The organism is Pseudoalteromonas aliena SW19 (assembly GCF_014905615.1).
GTDB classification, from domain to species: domain Bacteria; phylum Pseudomonadota; class Gammaproteobacteria; order Enterobacterales; family Alteromonadaceae; genus Pseudoalteromonas; species Pseudoalteromonas aliena.
Window position 1 is genome coordinate 251,166 of the sequence record NZ_AQGU01000026.1, and the last position, 21,077, is coordinate 272,242.

Consider the following 21,077-nt stretch of genomic DNA (forward strand, 5'->3'; position numbering starts at 1 on the left):
AAAGTCAAATCTAGCAATAAAGCTTTGGCTCGCAATATGCATAATGTCAATCATATTAGATAATTAATAGAACAAGGCTAGAATAATGGTACAGATAACTACGGAAGAAGTATTAGAAATAGATGATATACGTTACTGCTTGCTTAAAAGCTCTAATGTTAATACGGCGCATCACTATGAAATAAACCAAGGCTATACCAATTTAAATTATAGAGCTACCAACGCTTTTCGCCGCGATATAATCGACACGCCATTGATAAATGCCCATAAACATGTTGTAAAAAATAATGTACCTGAGCTGCTGTGCGATACTTTAATTTCTGAATATGATAAAGATAAAGAAGCACTAAAAGATCCCGCTGTATTAAAGTCATTTTTGCCTTACATATTAACGCAAGAAGTAGATGACCATCTAAGATCTTATTTTAAAAGTGAATATTGTGTATTGTGGTGGGCAATGCATAAACTTGAAGATGACATAGAAAAAGATACTTACTTTTCAAAGTGGCATTGTGATGGCGGTCCTAAAAATCACTTAAAGCTTATAACCTACTTAAATGGTTATGATGAACACGGCAGTAGCACCGCAGTATTAGACAAAGAATCCACAGATAAACTCAAAGACATTGGCTATATATTTAATAATATAAACAAGAGAAATATAGACATTGCTCCTTTGTGCAAACATTACGACATCAATTTTTCGCCAAGTTTGATTAAACCAAATAAAGGGGACTCAATTATTTTCAATCCCCATCAACTTGCCCATAAAGCAATGCCTGCGAATAAAGGGAAAGCTCGCTATTCTTTAACATTATGTTTTTTGCCTAGTGAGCTGCACTGGAAGAAAGTAGCCGACGAACACTTTACCCCTGGGACCACTTCTATCGCATTTGATGGGTTCCCTGAATTAACTAAAACATTTATCAAACGCAATGACGATGACTGTATTGATATTGCATTAGATAATAAAGTTACTAACTTGCGACATTTGGCTTACCTTTTAAAAGCGATTATTAAAAATAGTGCCGTGGAAAATATGTTTCTTGAACATATTCAAACGAATGACCCCGAGCTTAAATACCACAATACGCTATTTGACCTTATTAAGTTTATTAAGCAATCTATCATTGAGCAATTTAAAGCCGATTCGATTACAGAAGAAATATGGTCTGAGGCACTCACTAATATCTGTGAGTATGAACGAAATTACATTGATAGTTGCGCCCGCTACAACGCAAATAAAAAACCCGACCCTAGCGCCGTCTTTTGGCCGAATCCAGATCACCCAACCCGCCCTTTATCAAAATATAATGCGCTGCCTTATGTTAATAAAGTACCGATTATGGATATGGATACACCTATTGGTTCGGCAGGAAGTTGTTTTGCCTTTGAGATAGCCAAGTTTTTTCAACAAGATGGTTATAACTACGTCATCACAGAGCGAAATGATAATCCACAGAGCGGCTTAGTGGTCGATGGTTATCAACCTGGGGACAAGTATGCCAAGTTTTGTGCAAACTATGGAATACTGTTTAACACGCCGAGCTTTAAACAGTTAGCAGAAAAAGCATTTGGTGTTAAAAAGTTTGATAAATTATTATTTCAATCAGAAACTGGCCATTACGTAGATCCATACCGTGAAAATGTATTTTTTAACACCAAAGAAGCTTACCTAGCTGATTACGATAAGCATATTCAAGCCGTTAAAGATTCATTTTTAAGCTGTAAAGTGTTTGTCGTCACATTGGGATTAAATGAATGCTGGGAGCTTCCAGATGGTACTGTTATGTCTAGAAACCCTAGAAATAACACCTATCAGTTTGTAAAACACCGAACGCTAACGGTCGAAGAAAACGTAAATAATATTCAATCTTTTTTTGATATCATCAAAAAATACAATCCTGATTTTAAACTGATAATTAGTCTTTCGCCGATTCCTTTTTTAGCTACAGGCAGAGCGGATACTCATCATATAATTACAGCAAATACTCACTCGAAAGCCGTTTTAAGAGTTGCTGCTGAAGAGTTGGTCAACAATAATGAGGATATGTATTACCTTCCTAGTTATGAGTTGGTGACCGAGTGCACTGAAGATGCTTGGAACTCTGATACACGACATGTAAAACCTGAAACAGTTTCAAAAGTAGTTAATATGTTCAAAGAAATATTCGTTAAGTAACCTGAGATCTGGTTAGAGATTTACTAACGCATTGAATTATGGTGATGTTTAAATTTATTTTCTCTAGCCAGAGATTTTCAGTGAAAACAAGGCGAATTTACGCGTCAATAGCTAGCCTATTGCAAGTAAATTCAACGCGGTTAGCGCTGAAAATAGCTGCTCGAGATAGATTTATTATCCAGAGTTCAGGTTAAGTAATCTCAAATTTAATGAAGCATTAGAAGCAACGACTCTTTGGGGATTACCAAGTAATGTGCTTTTAGAAAAGAAGGTATTGATTTTATGCGGTTATTTTCGATGAGAAAATAGCCGCGATTAAATCGCCCCTAGATTGAACAAATTTCAATCCACAAAGATCAACAGCCCCTAGGGCGTGTTGACCTTTCGTGATTGATTTTGCAGCTGTATGTTTGGTTTTTAGGCAAGGCAGAGCCTATGTAGTGTGGTTATTCCCCATAAATAGGCGATAACGCAGCATAAATGCCAAACATGCGCTGCCCTTTGGGTTCTTTCTAGGGACGATTAACTCTTTGTTACTCAGTTTTTACTTAGCCCACTAGGTTACAAACCTCGCGCCGCGATTAAATCGCCCCTAGATTGAACAAATTTCAATCTACAAAGGTCAACACGCCCTAGTCTCTCGATAGATTATACTTTTTCATTTTTTCAACTAAAGTTGTTCTGCGTACACCTAGTATTTCAGCCGCACGAGCAACGACGTAATCAAAACGCTCTAGTGCTTGGGTAATTAAGCTAATTTCAAGCTCAGCTAAATACTCTTTAAGTTCGATCCCGTCATCGGGTAGTAAACCACTTCCAGATTGGTTGAATTCAGGCTCAGGCTCTTCGTCATAATCACTAAAACCAGTGCTAAATATATCGTTAAACGCATCTTTTTCCATTAGCTCTTCTGGGTATTCTGGCTCGTATGCTTCAACCTCAATATAACGATATTTATTAGGTAAATCAGGTATATCAACTACCTTTTCAGGAAACATGATCACCATGCGCTCAACTAAATTAGCGAGTTCACGAATATTCCCTGGCCACGCATGCTCTTTTAGACTATCAACTGCACGCTCGGTAAATTTAGCCGTTGACCCTGTTTGATCATTAACACGGCGCATTAATTCTTTTAGCAGCAATGGAATATCATCAGCGCGCTCACTAAGCGATGGATTTTCTATAGGAAACACATTCAAGCGATAGTATAAATCTTCACGAAAACTACCTTCTTCAATCATATTTTCTAAGTTACGGTGCGTTGCAGCAATGACCCGTACATCTGCCTGAATAGCTTTGGTACCACCAACACGTTCATAACTGCGCTCTTGTAACACACGCAATAACTTTACTTGCATTTGCAATGGCATATCGCCTATTTCATCTAAAAATAGCGTGCCACCTTGTGCTAGTTCAAATCGGCCTTTACGCGCCGAAATAGCCCCTGTAAATGCGCCCTTTTCATGGCCAAACAATTCACTTTCTAAAAGTTCAGCTGGGATCGCACCACAATTGACTGGCACAAACGGCCCTGCGCTTCTTTTTGATAGTAAATGTACATTGCGTGCAACAACTTCTTTACCAGTTCCCGATTCGCCTAAAATTAAAACATTTGCGTCAGTTTTTGCAACTTGCTCAATTAAAAAGCGTACATCCTTAACTGCATCGGTTTCACCCACAAGGCCATCAAAAGTTTTATGCGGTTTAGAGTGCTTATGGTCACTGGGAAGCATTCGCTGATATTGCTGACAATCGTGAAGCAATTGCGTTGTTACTTCATGGCTAAATGGCTCACAAATAAGTCCGACTACATTGGCGATACTAAGTAATGGTTTTAGCGTTTCGCCTATTAGCAAAAATGGCAGTGTTGGATAACACTTAATTAAGCTTTCATGATCGAGCGATTGCAAGGCACCTAAAATTACAATGCATTCTTTTTGTTGATACTTCGCACATTCTTGCTCAAAGTTTGCTTCGTCTAAAAGTTGAACAGCTTCACCAATAAAAGTAAGTGATGCATTTAACCCTATCGAGCGGTTGTTATTATTATCTAAAATCAAGATCATATATAGCGAGCCATAATTTCACTAATTTATTTATTAATGAAATTGTAAGCCAGTAAATTTTGGATGCAAGCACTAGCGGCAATTTTTTGACATTAACGCCAAAAAACAGACATATAAATTAAAAAAGCAGTACTTAATAACTAATTAATAACTCTTTACAATCTAGGCATGCACATTAAAGTACTAAAAAATGCTCATTTACATTAAGAGTATAAATATACCTAACGACCCAACACATGCAAATAACTTGCAATAGTAGTTTTATATCAATAAGAGTAAAATATTTGAAATATGGCATGCATTTTTTTAAAGAAACAAACTTATTTGCCGATAAGTAAATGTTATGTTCATTTTGGAACTAAACTTGCTTAAGGTTTAAGTATTGTAATTAAATTTCTAGGAATTACCTATATGGCACACGCGTCAATAAACAAATACCGTCAAGTCACTGTAAGTAGCGTTAAAGAAATGACGCCTTATGACCAAGTCAAATTAGTGTTTGCAAATATTGTTGGTAAACTTTCAGCAGCAAAAGGCTTCATCCAGCGTAAAGAGTTTGATAAGAAAGGAATTGCTATTTCAGACTGTATTACATTGCTTGGGGCATTACAGCAAGTCCTGAATTTTGAAGGTGATAACGCAGTATCTACAAACTTAGATTCTTTGTACGACTATTGCCAGCGCACGCTTTTGATGGCCAATATGGAAAATAACATAGATAAGCTTGATGAAGTTATCGTACTGATCAAAGAGATTAAATCAGGTTGGGAAGCAATTCCTCTAGAGCATAGATCTTAGGATTAACCATGTTAGGAAAGTCAATTACAGCGCTATCAATAAACGATTGTCACACCCGTGAACTATGTTTAAAACTTATAGAACTATTATCAGATGACGAAGTGCTGCAAGTTGAAAGCGCTACTCATGCTCATAATGATTTAGATAGCCATTTGAAAGAATCTATCGCAAAAGATGAAAACTTTTATTCCGCCGCAGAGCTTGAATTAATAATTGATCTAATTGGAAAACTATCTGCTAAAATAGAATATGCTAAACAACAAGTTGCAGAAAAAATAATAAGTAAGCAAAAAAGCAATAACGCGGTCAATCAATACAAAGCCAACTCTTAATTTAGAGTATTACTAACTATTAACTAAGCATCCAACGGAGATATACAAAATGTTTAACGGAAAAGTTGTCTTCATAACGGGTGGCACAGGTTCATTCGGTAAAAAGTACGTAAAAACGTTACTTGAGCGTTATCAGCCAAAAAAAATCATAATATTCTCGCGTGATGAACTAAAACAATTTGAAATGCAGCAAGAATTTGATCAACCTTGTATGCGATATTTTATCGGAGATGTTAGAGATAAAGCTCGCTTACAAAGAGCAATGCGTGGTGTGGATTATGTAATTCATGCAGCAGCACTAAAGCAAGTCCCTGCCGCAGAATACAATCCAATGGAATGCATAAAAACCAACATTAATGGGGCTGAAAATGTAATTGATGCAGCACTTGATAACAATGTTGAAAAAGTCATCGCGCTATCTACCGACAAAGCTGCAAACCCAATTAATTTATACGGTGCCACAAAATTAGCATCAGATAAATTATTTATTGCAGCAAATAATATTGCAGGCGGTCATAGAACTACATTTTCTGTCGTGCGCTACGGTAATGTTGTGTGTTCTAGGGGCTCTGTAGTACCTATTTTTCAAAAATTCATTGATGAGGGTCGTGATCACATTCCGATTACTCACCTAGAAATGACACGTTTTTGGATTAACTTGCAGCAAGGTGTCGATTTTGTTTTAACCAATTTTGAGCGCATGTTAGGCGGTGAGATCTTTGTTCCTAAAATACCTTCAATTCGAATAATAGATCTAGCAAAAGCCATGGCGCCAGATTTACCTATAAAAGATATAGGGATACGACCTGGAGAAAAGCTTCATGAAGTTATGTGCCCTGCCGATTTGTGCTTTGAAACCTATGAATATCATGATCATTACCTTATAGCACCAGGTATTAAATTTAGTAGCCGAAGTAATGACTTTACTGTAAATGCTATTGGTGAAAAAGGGCATAAAGTGCCTCAAGGTTTTGAGTATAATTCATTAAATAATCATCATTATATGAGCATTGATGATATAAAAATGTTTAATACACAAGCACTCCTTTAAACAGCAGGTAAACATGATCCCTTATGGTAAACAATCTATATCTCAAGCTGATATAGATGCTGTCGTTGGTGTATTGGAATCAGATTGGCTGACCCAAGGGCCAAAAGTGCCAATGTTTGAATCGGCAATTACAAACTATTGTAATGTCGACTTTGCTTGTGCGACCAATAGTGCAACCTCTGCGTTGCATATTGCGTGTTTAGCATTGGATGTTGGCAAAAACGATATAGTGTGGACGTCACCCATTTCATTCGTTGCATCGGCTAACTGCGCTTTATATTGTGGTGCAAAAATTGACTTTGTAGATATTGATTTAACGACAGGTAATATGTCAGTTGCCGCACTTGAGAAAAAATTAATTAATGCAAAACAAAAAAGCAGTTTGCCAAAAGTAGTTATACCCGTTCATTTAGCAGGCCAGTCGTGCGATATGCTCGCCATTCATAAGCTAGCAACGCAATACGGATTTAAAATAATTGAAGATGCATCCCATGCAATAGGCGCTCAGTACTTAGGTAAGCAAGTTGGAAACTGTCAGTTTTCAGATATTTGCATATTTAGTTTCCACCCCGTTAAAATTATCACTTCTGCCGAAGGGGGTATGGCTGTAACAAATGATGAATACATAGCAAAAAGATTAAAACGCTTAAGAAGTCACGGAATTACAACTGATCCTACTGAAATGACAGAGGCAAGCCATGGTCCATGGTATTACCAACAAATTGAACTTGGTTTTAATTACCGGATGACCGAACTACAAGCCGCTTTAGGTGTTAGTCAAATGCAGCGGCTAGATGAATTTATTTTAGCCAGAAATGCTATCGCATCTATTTACACTCAAGCATTTAAAGCACAACCATTAAATCATTTAGCGCAATCAGATGCGTGTTTATCTAGCTATCATTTGTATATTTTACAGCTGGAGGACAAAGCAGCTCATCACACCTTAATTTGTGAATTGCGTAATAGAAAAATAATGAGTCATCTGCATTATATTCCTATACATATCCAGCCCTATTATGCTGCACTTGGTTTTAAAGAAAGTGATTTTCCTAACGCGATTGAATATTACCAAACGTCACTTACCATCCCACTGCACCCTGGATTAACGCAGTCAGAACAAGAATTTATTATTCAGACGATTAATGAGTTAGTATGAAATTAGCGCTAGGAACTGCACAGTTCGGTTTAAATTACGGTATTAGTAATGACCAAGGCCAAGTTAATTTTGATGAAATTAAGCAAATGCTCACTCTGGCTAAAGAATCCTGTATTACTACACTTGATACTGCTTTAGCATACGGAAATAGTGAAAAGAACATTGGCACGTCTGGTTTTAGCAATCACTTTTCAGTTATAACAAAAATATCCGCTAGCAGCCATTTGAGTATTGAAGAACAAGTACAACTCAGCCTTTCTAATCTACAACGTGAAGAATTAGATGCTGTTTTATTTCATGATTTCGACCCTTTATTAAATAACGCAGGTAAAAATCACTTTAAGCAATTAGAAGCATTAAAAGACACTGGCATCATTAAACGTATAGGAGTGTCTGTTTATACTCCTGAGCAACTCAGTTTACTCAGTGACATGTATAATTTAGACATAGTTCAAGCGCCATTGAACTGGCTAGATCAGCGTTTTATTCAACCCGAAGTAACGAATTTACTAATAAAGAAAAATATAAAATTGCACGCTCGTTCGATTTTTTTGCAAGGGCTGTTACTACAACCAGAAATTCAAAAGCGTGCTTATTTCTCTCAGTTCGGTCATATTTTTTCAAAATATAATGCAATTATTGAAGAGTTAGAATGCGATTACCTTACATTTGCAATGGCCATTGTTGCTCAAAAAACACCACATATTGAAAGTGCCGTAATAGGTTGTTGCTCAAAAAAACAATTAACGCAATTAATTCAGCGCTACGCCGATGCTAAAAATCTAAAACTCCCTTCTGATGACGTTTTAAGCTCTTTAGCGACCTCTGAATTAGCGTTAATTAACCCTTCTCTGTGGGTCAGTTAAGATACAGCTGGGATTAAACATATGATAAACGCCTTCATGCAAACCAGAGTTAGCTCTTCGCGCCTACCAAGCAAAGTACTTAAGAACCTTCACGGTTTACCTATGTTTGTACAGCAAGCGAAACGAATACAGCAATGTAAAAAAATAGATAAACTGATTGTTATTACAAGCACTGAAAAAAGCGATGATATACTTGAAGTTATTTGTAAAGAAAACAATTTGTTGTGCTTTAGAGGCGATTTAAATAACGTACTTAGTCGCTATTATTATGCACAACTCGCTTACCCATGCGAGCACGCAGTTAGAGTGACTGCCGACTGCCCGGTTATAGACTCTGCACTTATAGATCATGTTATTAATGCGCACCTAATTAATAGCAATGATTACACAAGTAACTGCTTGAAAAGCACATTCCCAGATGGTCTTGATACGGAAGTCATCAGTAAACACGCACTCCTAGATGCTTATAAATACGCTAAAAAGCCCTCAGAGCTGGAGCATGTAACACCATATATACGTAATAATCCGCAAAAATATCAATTACAAAACATCCAAAGTGAGACTGATTTATCTAATCACAGATGGACCGTTGATGAGCCTGAAGATTTTGCACTAATCTCTGCAATTTATGATCATTTATATACACAAAATCACTATTTTAATTATCAAGATATACTTCATTTACTCTCTTTGAAACCAGAACTGAGCTCTATCAATGCCCAATTCTCGCGTAATGAGGGAATGCTAAAATCATTAAAACAAGATAAAGAAGAAGGCTATGAATAATTATACTAACTCAGGGGAATGGCTACAAAGAGCTGAAAAAACGATCCCGCTTGGTTCTCAAACCTTCAGCAAAAGCAAAGTTGCATTTCCCCAAAATGCTGCCCCTTTATTTATTGAGCGAGGTTATGGCTCTAAAGTATGGGATGCCGATAACAACGAATACATTGATTTTGTTAACGGTTTACTGTCAATATCTTTAGGTTACTGTGATGCTGAAATAAACCAAGCTGTTATCAGTCAACTTGCTTTAGGTGTTACGTTTTCTCTTCCTCATAAACTCGAAATGGAAGTTGCTGAAGAGCTAGTAAAACTAATTCCTTGTGCAGAAATGGTGCGTTTTGGTAAAAATGGCAGTGACGCAACATCTGCAGCAATTCGATTAGCAAGAGCGTATACAAAAAGAGAGCATGTTGCTGTTTGTGGTTATCACGGTTGGCAAGATTGGTATATTGGCTCCACAACCAGAAACTTAGGTGTTCCTGAATGTGTTAGAGCGCTTACCCATACTTTTACATACAATGACCTTGATTCATTAGAAAAACTCTTCAATGAGCACCCTGAACAGCTTGCTGCTGTAATTATGGAACCTATGAACGTTGCCTACCCAAAGCAAGGATTTCTTGAAGGAGTAAAAGCACTTTGTCAAAAATATGGCACTGTTCTCATTTTTGATGAAACTATTACAGGTTTTCGATTTGATTTACATGGCGCTCAGGGATTGTTTAATGTTACTCCTGATTTAGCAACTTTTGGCAAGGGTATGGCAAACGGGTTCCCTATTTCGGCTGTCGTAGGTAAACAAAAAATAATGTCGCTAATGGAAGACATCTTTTTTTCAGGCACCTTTGCAGGTGAAACAATGTCTTTAGCTGCGACCAAGGCGACATTAAAAAAAATGCAGGAAAAGGATGTGCTTACTCACATTCATCACTTAGGTGATAAATTAATAGCAGAACTCGACACGTTAATTTTAAAGCACAATGCACAACAATGGCTAAGTACGGCAGGACATCCTGCGTGGTCATTTATCGTAATAAAAGATACCGCACACTATAGCTCGCTAGAATTAAAGTCATTATTTATTCAAGAGATGTGCACTAGAGGTATTTTAATCGCAGGAAGTCATAACCTTAGTTATGCGCATACCTTGTGCGATATTGAAAAGCTCCTCAATGCATACGATGAAGTTATCGCCATTTTAGTTAACACCATAAAAACACAAAACCTTTATACTGTTTTTAAAGGCAAACTATTAGAGCCCGTTTTTAAGGTTAGATGAACGGCTAAAAAAACCGCCCTTTAATACCAACCGGCATAAATATTTGAACAATTTAACGAATTAAATCACTCTATAACGTTGTTAAAAATTTTTTATTTAGAACAACTAGATATAAAAATTTTTGCCTAGTTACAGCGCAATTTCTTTATCATTAAATAAACCCCATATATAAGCCGATTGGTATCATTAAATTTATCGAGGATAATAAAGCATGAAAGTAGCAATAATCGTCGCCCATCCTGACGATGAAACACTCGGCTGTGGTGCCACAATCGCGAACCATATTGAAAAAGGTGATGAAATATATATTTTGACGCTTTCTAATGGGGTTAGCTCACGTCAAGAGCATAACGAAGCAGACATTAAAACGCGGCAAACCGCTTTTTTAAATGCAACCCAACAATTAGGTATTTCACCTAACAATCTAACATCGTTGGATTTTCCAGATAATGAATTCGATACGGTATCACTGCTAAAAATAGCGCAAGCTATCGAACTATTTTTATCTAAAAATATAATTACACGCGTGTATACCCATTATCATAGCGATTTAAATGTTGATCATCGAAAAACTTATGAAGCTGTTTTAACCGCTTGCAGGCCGCAACCCATGCAATCAGTAAAGCAAATATTTTGCTTCGAAACACTATCAAGCACTGAATGGGCAAGTCACCGTTACGAGGCATTCAAACCTAACTATTTTGTCAATATCGAGCATGTATTTAGTAAAAAAATAAAAGCTCTCACAGCTTATAAAGATGAAATGAGAGAAGCCCCACACACTCGAAGTATTGAGAATATTCAAGCACTCGCTAAATTTAGAGGTATGTGTGTAGGCACTCCACTTGCTGAAGCATTTTATATTGAACGCTTTATAGATTAGGCCTATTACGCTCATTATTAAATTGCGGTTTTAATATCTAATACCAATTCGCTTAATTAAGTGGTCTATTTTGAAGCAAAAATTTCGTTATTTAGTTGTTCGTTATCAGAGATTTTTAACACCGTTAGCGCCAAGTTTAATCCCTCAAATTGATTAAGTATTATTACGATAGGTATAACTTAGGATAGAAAATAAAATGATAACATTAAGGGAAGCCGAGCAAAGTGATTGCACTACTTTATACCATTGGGTTAATGATCCCGTTATTCGCAGCTGCGCATTAAACGACGCCCCAATTACCTTACAAAATCACTTAACTTGGTTTAATAAGCAACTAGTGTCTCTTAATAGTAAAATTTATATTGCATCCATTGACGGTAAACCCATCGGACAAGTCAGATTTAATCAAACAACTCTTAATACGTATGAAATAGATACGCATTTATCTCCTTGCAGTAGAGGCAATGGTTACGGTAAAAAAATTTTAACACAAGCACTAAACCTAATAGAAAAGAGCATAGATAGTACATTTATAGCGACTATTTTAATTGAAAATAAAGCATCTATTAAATTATTCGAAGCCTGTAATTTTAAACGAGAAAAAGAAACAACAATAGAAAATAAAAAATGTTTTATTTACATCCGTAAAGAGGCTCTAAAAGGTGAGCATTAATATAAAAAAAAGTAATACCAAAACCCCGACTCGATTATTCAACATCGCTTTTAGAGTTGATTCTTCTTTAAATATTGGTTCGGGTCATGTGATGCGTTGCCTTACATTAGCGACGGCAATTAGCAAAGCTGCCAATGTTAATATCACTTTTTTCTGTCGCGATGCCATTGGCAATAGTAATGAAAATATAATCCAATCAGGGTTTGAGCTTGTAAAAATGGCTCCTCCAAAAAGTACCATCGACTTAAAAAACTACAGCTCATGGCTAGGTGCTAGTTTAGATGATGACAGCGAAGAGTTTTTACAATTAACGGCGGGGAAAAATTACGATTTAATCGTAATAGATCATTATGCTATTGATACCCGTTGGCATAATAAAGTGAAAAGCATAACCAAAAAAATGATGGTTATTGACGACCTAGCAAATCGAAAACACAATTGTGACTTGTTATTAGATCAAACCTACCAATGCCCAACAGTTAAATACAGACACTTGGTAAATAACCATACTCAACTACTACTTGGCTCAGACTTTGCTTTATTAAGACCTGAGTTTTTAGAGTTTCAAAAAGTCTCAATTGAAAAAAAAGAGCGCACCTTACTCATAATGTTTGGAGGAACAGATCCGGACAACTTGACTCTTCAAGTTTTAACGCTAGCAATAAAATTAAAATACTTTGAAAAAATTAATGTAATCCTAAATAGAACAGCAAAAAACGTAAAGTCAGTGTTTGACTTTGCACAATGCCATAAAAAAGTCTTTTTACATATATCGCCGAGCAATATTGCAGAGATCATGTCAACGGCAACATTAGCGATTGGTGCAGCAGGAACAACGTCATGGGAAAGGTGCGCTTTAGGCCTTCCTGCTGTTGTTATTGTACAGGCAGACAATCAGCGAGAGATCGCTAACGCGCTTCAATTAGCTGAAGTGATCCGCTTTATTTCAATAGCAGAGATTGAAGAAAAATTAATTAAAGAAGTTGAATTTTGGCAAAATAGATTAAAATTAAATAATGACGTTTATAAAAATTGCATTAGTATTTGTGATGGCAAAGGCAGTATAAGAGTCGCCAACGAAGTGCTCAAAATTATAAAATAGCAATTAACCTGAAACTGAATAATTATTAATTTGACTATAGAGATCACATCTCTAAAACCGATAAGCGATTGAACATGAACAATTACGTTGTAGCTACAATTAAAGACTGGAATATTGCCCAATATAATAAACGCACGCCAGCTTACAATGGAAATTGGCATTTAATTACTGACAAAAAAGAGCTCACTTATAGTCACTTAAAACACTTAAACCCCAAGTATATATTTTTTCCTCATTGGAGCTGGATTGTTCCTGAAGAAATAATTAACAACTTTAATTGCGTATGCTTCCATATGACTGATTTGCCTTATGGGCGGGGCGGAAGTCCAATGCAGAATTTAATTTCTCTTGGCCATACCACCACAAAATTAAGTGCCCTAAAAATGGAAGAAAGTATAGATACAGGCCCTATTTACCTAAAAAGGCCTTTATCTTTGGAGGGCACCGCACAACAAATATTTTTACGCTGTTCAGCCTTAACTTTTGATATGATTCAGTTTATTGTTAACGAAAATCCTGAAGTAACACCTCAAGAAGGGCCTGTAACAGCATTTTCAAGACGCAATCCAAGCCAAAGCGTTATTGATACGAACTTAGATCTGGATGCTATCTTTGATCATATTCGCATGTTAGATGCCGATAGTTATCCAAAAGCATACATAAAACATGGAAAGTATAAGCTTGAGTTTACTAATGCCACAAAAAGCAACGGCGCTTTAACTGCCAATATAAAATTAACTTTATTTGAGTAACAATGAAAAATAAATTTGTAGAAATAAATGGTCGAAGAATAGGTTTAGATTATGAACCTTACATTGTTGCTGAGCTTTCAGCTAACCATAACGGCGATCTTAAAGAAGCCCTAAAAACAATCGAAGAAGCAGCTAAATGTGGAGCCGATGCGATAAAAATTCAATCATATACGCCAGATACAATGACTATCGACTGCGATAAAAACGAGTTTCAGATTAAAGGCGGGTTATGGGATGGTTATAATTTATATGAACTATATAAATGGGCTCACACCCCTTTTGAATGGCACTGTGCACTGTTTGAAAAAGCCAAAGAAGTCGGTATCACTATATTTTCAACACCGTTTGATGAAACAGCAGTGGAGTTGCTAGAAGAATTAAATACCCCAGCTTACAAAGTCGCCTCTTTCGAATTAACCGACCTACCTCTCATCAAGCGAATTGCTGAAACAGGTAAACCTATCATTATGTCTACAGGTATGGCTAATATCACAGAGATAGAAGAAGCGATTAGCACAGCAAGAGATAATGGTTGTGATGAACTGATTGTACTGCATTGCATAAGTGCTTACCCTGCGCCATTCGAGCAAGCTAATTTAGCGACAATCGCGGATATTGCAACACGCTTTAACGTTATCACAGGCTTATCTGATCATACCTTAGGCACAACGGCAGCAATTGCCTCAGTTGCTTTAGGAGCATCCTTTATTGAAAAGCATTTTATTTTAGATAGATCTAAAAAAGGCCCTGACTCAGAATTTTCAATTGAGCCAGAGCAACTTAAATCAATTGTTAGCCAAAGCAAAGATGTGTACAAATCGATAGGTAATGCAGGGTATGAATTAAAATCAGCTGAAAGCGAAAATCTAAAATTTAGACGCTCTATTTATTTTATTGAAGATATACCGGCAGGTACAATCATAACAAAAAAACACATAAAAAGAATACGCCCAGGCTACGGTCTGCCTTGTAAGTATTACGATACGCTGATTGGCAAAAAAGCCGCCGTAGATATAACAAGAGGAACAGCTGCTAAATGGGAATTTATTGATGAGTAGCCAAATTAAAATAACGAGTAATGAGACTAAAGATATATTTTTACAAAGTATATCTTTAGACGATGCGAATGAAAATTATGTTGCTTGGCTTAACGATCCTTTGGTAAATCAATACTTAGAAACTCGTTTTAGTAAACAAGATCTTAACTCAGTTAAGAGCTATATTTCTGCTAATTTAGATAATCCGCTTGAACAATTATTTACTATTAGAACAAGCAATAATAATAAGCACATTGGGAATATAAAAGTTGGAAGTATAAATAAGGTTCACAATATAGCTCAAGTGAGCCTGTTTATTGGCGAAAAAGAAAGTTGGGGAAAAGGCTATGCAAACCAAGCTATTAAGCTAATAAGCCAATATGCATTTAAAATATTACAGCTGCGTAAATTAACTGCGGGAGCTTACTCTTCCAATATAGGCAGCACAAAAGCATTTATAAAATCTGGATATAAGAATGAATGCACTTTAAAAGACCACTACTTATTAAATGATAAACCATGTGATTTAGTTCAGGTTTCTCTATTCAATGAAAGTAACCCCGAAGCGATAAAAATAGCGATTACTTAAAGTAATCGCTATTAATCTAAAATCTGGTTAATAAAACCACCAGCCCATTGAATAATAAAAGATTAAAGCTTAGCTGATTTATTGTAGTTTTCAATAAACTCTAAATATAAGTCTTCTACATGGCTGTGAAATGCATCAATACATGCATTCATAAATTCAGCTCGCTGTTCTAAACAACGGTAATAATAACTGTTAGTCATTATATAGGCTTGAAAATACCTGAATGTTCCTTGTATCAACCAATAAACAACATGATCATTACTGTTTCCATCGCGCAGCATTAGTAGAATTTTATTTTGCAGAGTAAACGCATCAGCAAGAGACTCTCTGGTATTAAAGTGCGCTGACGTTATTAACAACAATTTCTCTAAAATAGCTTTAGTGCCGCTTTTTATAGCCGTCATCTTACTATCAATATTACCTAAAGATAACTGCTCTAATGAGGTTGCTCGTTTGAGTAACTCACTCACCATTTCTTGCTTATTTTTTATCGTATTTTTAAGGCTAATATCAGCTATACGCTTAGGCGTGGTAAATCGAATAAACGCCCCATCTGAAGTATTATATGCCGTAACTTGAGGGTTACTCTGTAATAATATTTCAACATTACCTTTTGAAGAATCAAATATATGGGTAGAAAGAACTTCATCTCTAAAGTTACCTTTTACGACCATATCGCTTTGCATATTCTTTTTAATTAGCTCTTTATGCTTAAAATCTTTATCAAAATAAATACTATGCTTAGAATGATGATGTTCTTGCGATACAAAGCCAAAGTCAGTCCCTACTAAGTAGACCTCTTTAAAGCCCAGTTCAGCGGCAACAGCAAGTCCAGTATTAGACACACTCGGGTTACTGCTTTCTGGATAGGTAAATAGCTGTTTTTCATCCATCGCACGTATTAAACGTCCTCCGGCATCATTTACTTTAGATAATAAATGAGCACTCTTGAAGCGCTTTAATATTCCATCATACACCGTATTAAGTGCTACTATATTAAGCTCGTCTAATCGGGTGGTTACACCTTCAGTGCGCTCAACAACTTCTACCCAGTCTAGTAATGCTGCAGTACGCTCCATTTCTATATGAATATCTGGAGTTATCCCATTTATAAGTAATGCTTTGAGTGCAGTACCACATGATAAAATAACAACATTACTTTGGTTTTCTTTCAAAAAATCAATTGCTAAATCTAACGATGGTCCATTTGCTACAATAAATACAGGGTAATCTACTAAGGGATTTTTAAATGTACTGCTCTTTTTTACAACTGGAAATTTGGCACTTAAGTTAGAGAGTGTATGCGAGATACCAATAACTTCATCTTCAAAAAATCCCCAGCCCCCAGACCAGCGATGCCCAATTGCTTTTATTCTAGCAATTGTTTTTTCTATTAATGGGCTATCGTAATGCTTAAGAAACAGCACTTGGCTAAGGTTAAAGTGGCCTTGTTGAAATAAAAATTTAGAAATATCATTTACAACCCCGTCTTCACTACCCGAAATACGAATAGAGAATTGTCCGCCTTTACTTGTACACTTATCTAGTAGAGGTTTTAATTCAATACAATGCAATAAGGCATAGAAGCTATCTTTACTTGGTTCAAATAAAAAAACATTTAAGACATCTTTCGTATTTAATAGCTCTTCAATTTGATAACCTAATCCACCACCAAAAAAACAAACAAAATCAATTCGCTCCTCGTCTGCGGGGTTACCAATTTTGTTTTCAGATTCAGCTACTCGAACATTATGAATAGATTTAAGTAAGGCTGAATGTTTAAAAAAGATCTCTTCATCTGCTTGATGTTCTATTTGATATTTAAAGTAGAGGGGACGCTCTAAAAACTGAGTCACTTGCTGCTTAGCAAACTCTCTTGGGTCTACCTCATAAACAAATTTATTATTATTAAATAGATTGGCACAACCTTGATTATCTATCGCAACGCCGGTATCGGTAGGTTGGTAATCTTTAAACTCTTTATAAATACCAGGCATACGCTCTTTTATTAGCGCTAAATTAGCTAACAACGTAGCCTGTAACATCATTTTTGTTAATTCTTGTTGGTTAACGCTCAAGGTTTACTCCATTAACTTTTCTTAACGACCCCTGGGAGGTTAGCTAATTGTGCGGTTAAATAATTACCCGTATTTTTTAAATTACCAACGAGTAAATCCATTGCATTATACTGGTCAAGTAATCTTTGTTCATAATCAGCCATTCTTAAATTAAAGCTAACAGATTCATCTGTAAGCTTATCTATTTGAGCTTCTCGGCCATCAATTCTAGTTTCTATTATACCGCCTGACGCAGTATAGCCTTTAATAACATCATCAAATTTAGCAACAAAGCCATTATCATTATCGCCAGTAAAAAATCGTTGAACTGCATTTGGATCTTTTTCTATGGCAGCTTTTAATGCATCCGAATCTAAACTTAACTTCCCTGAACGCTCAGTCCTTACCCCAAGGTTAGCTAAAAATTCTTTTTTCTTATCAGTAACATTAAATTCAGAGGTTAGCATCGATCTCACTTGATTCACAGAGCCTCGCAATAGTGAATCACCAGCTAAAGCCCCCACTCCATCTTCTTTGCTTGAACGACCTAGTTGCTTTGATAAGTCAATAAATGAATTAAATTTATCTATAAAGGATTTAAGCCCAGCGGATACATTATTATTATTTTCAGTAATTTTAGCATTACTTATATCGTCATCAGTGCCGTGTATTTTTTTAGCGGATATAGTAACGCCATCGATAACATCAACAAACTCATTGGTACTACTTGTAGCATTTAATTGACCATCAATTGTTATCGACGCATCCGCAGCTTTAGTTACTTCGGTTAAGTTTTCAGCATACGTTGTTGAGGCCGGATCCGGATCGTAAGCAAAACGAGATAAACCGCTAGTATCTGTATTATTTGCATCACCTGTGTCATTAACAACAATCTTAATTGCATTAACTTCCCCAGTTTCCTTGCTAGACAAAACAAGACGCTCACCGGTGCTATCGGTAATAATGGTTGCACTTACTGAATCATTATCTTCAGAGTCATTAATTGCATCTCTAATATCCGTAAGCGTAGCAGTAGCTTTTACCTCGATATCAAATTTATTGGTACCAGAGCTAATAGCTAATTTGCCTTCGCCAACAGCAGTTCCATTCGGTACCGCTGCTGCTACCAATTTATGGTTATCTGCAAGGCTATTAACTTTAATAGAAAAATTATTTACTTGAGCCGCTTTTTCAGAACTCAAAGAAATAAAGTCATCGTTACCGCTGATAGAACGTTTTTGATAATTGTCCGTGGTTCCTAGCGACTCTAAAGATTTATTGAGTTCTTCAAGCGATGACTTAAGCGTACCAACCGCTGATATATCGGTAGTATGAGCCGCTTGTTGACGAGTTACTCTTGCTTGATAGGGGGCCTTTTGTGAATTCACCAGTGCATCTACAATATCGTTAACTTGTAAACCAGATCCAATACCTGTAAATGAAAGAGCCATAATTCAACCTCCTATTAAACTTAATTTGTTATACTTTAAAATCTACTAGTACACCTGTTGCTTCAGCTAAATTAGAAACAATTTTCAAAACTTCTTCCGAAGGGTACTGCTTAACTAAATCGCCACTTTCTTTATCTATTACTTTGATAACGTTACGCCCAGAATCTTCGTCAACATGAAACTCTAAACTTCGATTCATGTCAGTCATAAAAGTCTGCAATTGTTGCGCCACTTTTTCTAATTTCTCTGGAGATAAATCATCATTGCTAGCAGTTTGCGTTTGATTTATTTGTTCAGCAGTGTCGTTTTGCTTACCACTATTATTATAAAGCGAAACTTGGTTAGCTGACTGACTAGATATATCTTTGTGATTAATAATATTAATTTGAGATGGTACGTTTGAAGTTTCCATAACTCGCCCCTAAAATAAAGCTGAGATACAATTTTATAATAATAAATAAAAGGGAGGTTAAACCTCCCTTTTATTCTAGTTTAGCCTAATAAACTCAAGGCTGCTTGTGGTAACTGGTTAGACTGAGCCAAAATAGTCGTTCCGGCCTGTTGCATTATCTGATTTTTAGTCAACTGAGCCGTCTCAGCAGCATAGTCGGTGTCTTGAATACGACTTCTTGAAGCCGACACATTCTCCGATACATTCGCTAAGTTGCTAATAGTATGACCAAATCGGTTTTGTACCGCACCTAAATCTGCTCGTTGCGCATCAATTTGAGCCAGTGCCGCATCGATTGTTTTTATCGCATTTTGCGCACCAATTGCTGTCGAACCCGAAATATCAATATCTTCAACTGCTGTTAACTTACTGCTACCGCCTGTCGATATAATCGTACCCGCATCTGAGCCAAATATTTCATCCGCAGATGAGCCCGAAATACCTATTTTATCAGCTGAGCTTAAGTTTAATTCTGCTGATACGCTCGCAGTTAACTCTGTAGCTACTGATGAGACAGTTTTACCACCAATAGTGAATGAGCCGACACCCGCAGCAGCAGTCCCCGCTACATCAACACCGTTTACACCCGTGGTCTTTAAAGTAATGGTTTTGCTACTATCATCGTAAATAGCATCGTGACCATCTGCCTGCATATCTTTAGCCAGACGCCCCATGTCACCACCAAATTTACCTAAATCGTATTCATCTTCACCAATCGTGATGACTGCATTTGCGCCAGAATCTATGCCGACAATTTCGGTTTCAAGTTCAGCTTCAGCCTTAACGCCAGCGCCCGAAGCATTTATCGTCGCAGCAATATCAGCAGCACCGGAGTTTGCCGCAATCTCAATATCTACGCCATTTAGGTTCACTGTTTGAGCTGAAGTAGCCATGTTAGCAGCTAAACTAACAGACTGAGCATCGCCTAAAGCTGACACGGTTGATGTTGCAGCCCCTTTGATCTCGTTTGCACCAATCGCATCTGCTGACATATCACGTAAACTTACGTTGATAGTTTCATTTGCATTTGAACCAACTTGGAATTGTTTTGTACCGAATGAACCATCAATTAAGCTCGTACCACCAAACTTTGTGGTTTCAGAAATACGTGTTAGCTCTTGTTGAAGAGCGCCTACTTCTTTTTGTAGCGCTGCACGTGCATCCGCATCATTTGAACCATTCGCTGACTGTAGTGATAAATCACGCATACGCTGTAAGATGTTCGATGATTCTTGCATCGCACCCTCAGCCGTTTGTGCCATCGAAATACCATCATTCGCGTTACGTTGAGCAACACCTAAACCATTTACCTGTGATGTTAAGCGGTTTGCTATTTGTAGACCAGCCGCATCGTCTTTGGCACTGTTAATTTTCATACCAGATGAAAGACGTTGCATTGATGTACCTAACGCATCGCTTGATTTAGACAAGTTTCTTTGTGCGTTTAAAGACGCTGTATTTGTATTTACCGATAAAGCCATGTTATGTAACTCCTGATTACTTTGGTAATGTACTAAGTGATTTTAACCAAGAGCCATAAAATTTGTTTAAGCTCCACCG

Annotated in this window: 19 protein-coding genes; 14 read left to right on the forward strand and 5 right to left on the reverse strand. The window is 36.6% G+C overall.

All coding sequences use genetic code 11. From position 1 onward, the window contains the following. Positions 1 to 85: 85 nt before the first annotated feature. Entirely contained in the window at positions 86 to 2,182 is a 2,097-nt protein-coding gene (locus tag PALI_RS12390; RefSeq protein WP_193156037.1) for a GSCFA domain-containing protein, read from the forward strand. A 632-nt stretch (positions 2,183 to 2,814) separates the two neighbouring features. On the opposite strand, the gene PALI_RS12395 is transcribed toward PALI_RS12390, so the two are convergent. Beyond that, the gene (locus PALI_RS12395; protein ID WP_193156038.1) at positions 2,815 to 4,251 is read right to left on the reverse strand and encodes a sigma-54 dependent transcriptional regulator; all 1,437 of its coding nucleotides are present in this window, start codon (positions 4,249 to 4,251) and stop codon (positions 2,815 to 2,817) included. A gap of 411 nt (positions 4,252 to 4,662) precedes the next feature. On the opposite strand from PALI_RS12395, the gene fliS reads away from it, so the two are divergent. The 13 genes from fliS to PALI_RS12460 all read left to right on the forward strand — a co-directional run bounded on the left by fliS (position 4,663) and on the right by PALI_RS12460 (position 15,558). Continuing rightward, positions 4,663 to 5,049, forward strand: coding sequence for a flagellar export chaperone FliS (fliS, locus tag PALI_RS12400; RefSeq protein ID WP_077537234.1), 387 nt, complete (start codon positions 4,663 to 4,665; stop codon positions 5,047 to 5,049). A gap of 8 nt (positions 5,050 to 5,057) precedes the next feature. Then, on the forward strand, positions 5,058 to 5,381 hold the full coding sequence (locus PALI_RS12405; protein ID WP_193156039.1) for a hypothetical protein: 324 nt from the start codon (positions 5,058 to 5,060) through the stop codon (positions 5,379 to 5,381). A 49-nt stretch (positions 5,382 to 5,430) separates the two neighbouring features. Then, a complete protein-coding gene (gene pseB / locus PALI_RS12410) occupies positions 5,431 to 6,432 on the forward strand; it encodes a UDP-N-acetylglucosamine 4,6-dehydratase (inverting) (RefSeq protein ID WP_077537232.1) in 1,002 nt (333 codons plus the stop codon). A gap of 13 nt (positions 6,433 to 6,445) precedes the next feature. Next, complete coding sequence (gene pseC / locus PALI_RS12415) at positions 6,446 to 7,591, forward strand: UDP-4-amino-4,6-dideoxy-N-acetyl-beta-L-altrosamine transaminase (protein WP_193156040.1); 1,146 nt, start codon at positions 6,446 to 6,448, stop codon at positions 7,589 to 7,591. Further along, entirely contained in the window at positions 7,588 to 8,457 is an 870-nt protein-coding gene (locus PALI_RS12420; RefSeq protein ID WP_193156041.1) for an aldo/keto reductase, read from the forward strand. The genes pseC and PALI_RS12420 overlap by 4 nt, the downstream gene beginning before the upstream one ends. 21 nt (positions 8,458 to 8,478) lie before the next feature. Then, complete coding sequence (locus PALI_RS12425) at positions 8,479 to 9,243, forward strand: cytidylyltransferase domain-containing protein (protein WP_193156042.1); 765 nt, start codon at positions 8,479 to 8,481, stop codon at positions 9,241 to 9,243. Then, positions 9,236 to 10,522 (forward strand): aminotransferase class III-fold pyridoxal phosphate-dependent enzyme, encoded by a 1,287-nt coding sequence (locus PALI_RS12430; RefSeq protein ID WP_193156043.1) that lies wholly within the window; start codon positions 9,236 to 9,238, stop codon positions 10,520 to 10,522. The genes PALI_RS12425 and PALI_RS12430 overlap by 8 nt, the downstream gene beginning before the upstream one ends. Positions 10,523 to 10,733: 211 nt before the next feature. Beyond that, the gene (locus tag PALI_RS12435) at positions 10,734 to 11,405 is read left to right on the forward strand and encodes a PIG-L deacetylase family protein (protein WP_138585012.1); all 672 of its coding nucleotides are present in this window, start codon (positions 10,734 to 10,736) and stop codon (positions 11,403 to 11,405) included. Between the two features lie 196 nt (positions 11,406 to 11,601). Continuing rightward, a complete protein-coding gene (locus PALI_RS12440) occupies positions 11,602 to 12,078 on the forward strand; it encodes a GNAT family N-acetyltransferase (RefSeq protein ID WP_193156044.1) in 477 nt (158 codons plus the stop codon). Then, positions 12,068 to 13,180 carry a UDP-2,4-diacetamido-2,4,6-trideoxy-beta-L-altropyranose hydrolase gene (pseG, locus tag PALI_RS12445; RefSeq protein ID WP_193156045.1) on the forward strand — a complete coding sequence of 371 codons (1,113 nt, stop codon included), beginning with the start codon at positions 12,068 to 12,070 and terminating at the stop codon, positions 13,178 to 13,180. The genes PALI_RS12440 and pseG overlap by 11 nt, the downstream gene beginning before the upstream one ends. Before the next feature lie 74 nt (positions 13,181 to 13,254). Further along, the gene (locus PALI_RS12450; RefSeq protein WP_193156046.1) at positions 13,255 to 13,932 is read left to right on the forward strand and encodes a methionyl-tRNA formyltransferase; all 678 of its coding nucleotides are present in this window, start codon (positions 13,255 to 13,257) and stop codon (positions 13,930 to 13,932) included. 2 nt (positions 13,933 to 13,934) lie between these two features. Next, entirely contained in the window at positions 13,935 to 14,990 is a 1,056-nt protein-coding gene (pseI, locus tag PALI_RS12455) for a pseudaminic acid synthase (RefSeq protein ID WP_193156047.1), read from the forward strand. Continuing rightward, complete coding sequence (locus PALI_RS12460; RefSeq protein WP_138585016.1) at positions 14,983 to 15,558, forward strand: GNAT family N-acetyltransferase; 576 nt, start codon at positions 14,983 to 14,985, stop codon at positions 15,556 to 15,558. Before pseI ends, PALI_RS12460 begins: the two co-directional genes overlap by 8 nt. 62 nt (positions 15,559 to 15,620) lie before the next feature. Here the strand turns inward: PALI_RS12460 and PALI_RS12465 are convergent, their stop codons facing one another. The 4 genes from PALI_RS12465 to PALI_RS12480 form a co-directional block, all read right to left on the reverse strand. Next, entirely contained in the window at positions 15,621 to 17,636 is a 2,016-nt protein-coding gene (locus tag PALI_RS12465; protein WP_193156048.1) for a motility associated factor glycosyltransferase family protein, read from the reverse strand. A gap of 11 nt (positions 17,637 to 17,647) precedes the next feature. Further along, positions 17,648 to 19,066, reverse strand: coding sequence for a flagellar filament capping protein FliD (gene fliD / locus PALI_RS12470; RefSeq protein ID WP_193156049.1), 1,419 nt, complete (start codon positions 19,064 to 19,066; stop codon positions 17,648 to 17,650). 28 nt (positions 19,067 to 19,094) lie between these two features. Continuing rightward, positions 19,095 to 19,478: a flagellar protein FlaG gene (locus PALI_RS12475; protein WP_193156050.1), complete on the reverse strand. Its 384-nt coding sequence runs from the start codon at positions 19,476 to 19,478 to the stop codon at positions 19,095 to 19,097. A gap of 80 nt (positions 19,479 to 19,558) precedes the next feature. Next, the gene (locus PALI_RS12480; RefSeq protein WP_193156051.1) at positions 19,559 to 20,998 is read right to left on the reverse strand and encodes a flagellin; all 1,440 of its coding nucleotides are present in this window, start codon (positions 20,996 to 20,998) and stop codon (positions 19,559 to 19,561) included. Between the last annotated feature and the right edge of the window lie 79 nt (positions 20,999 to 21,077).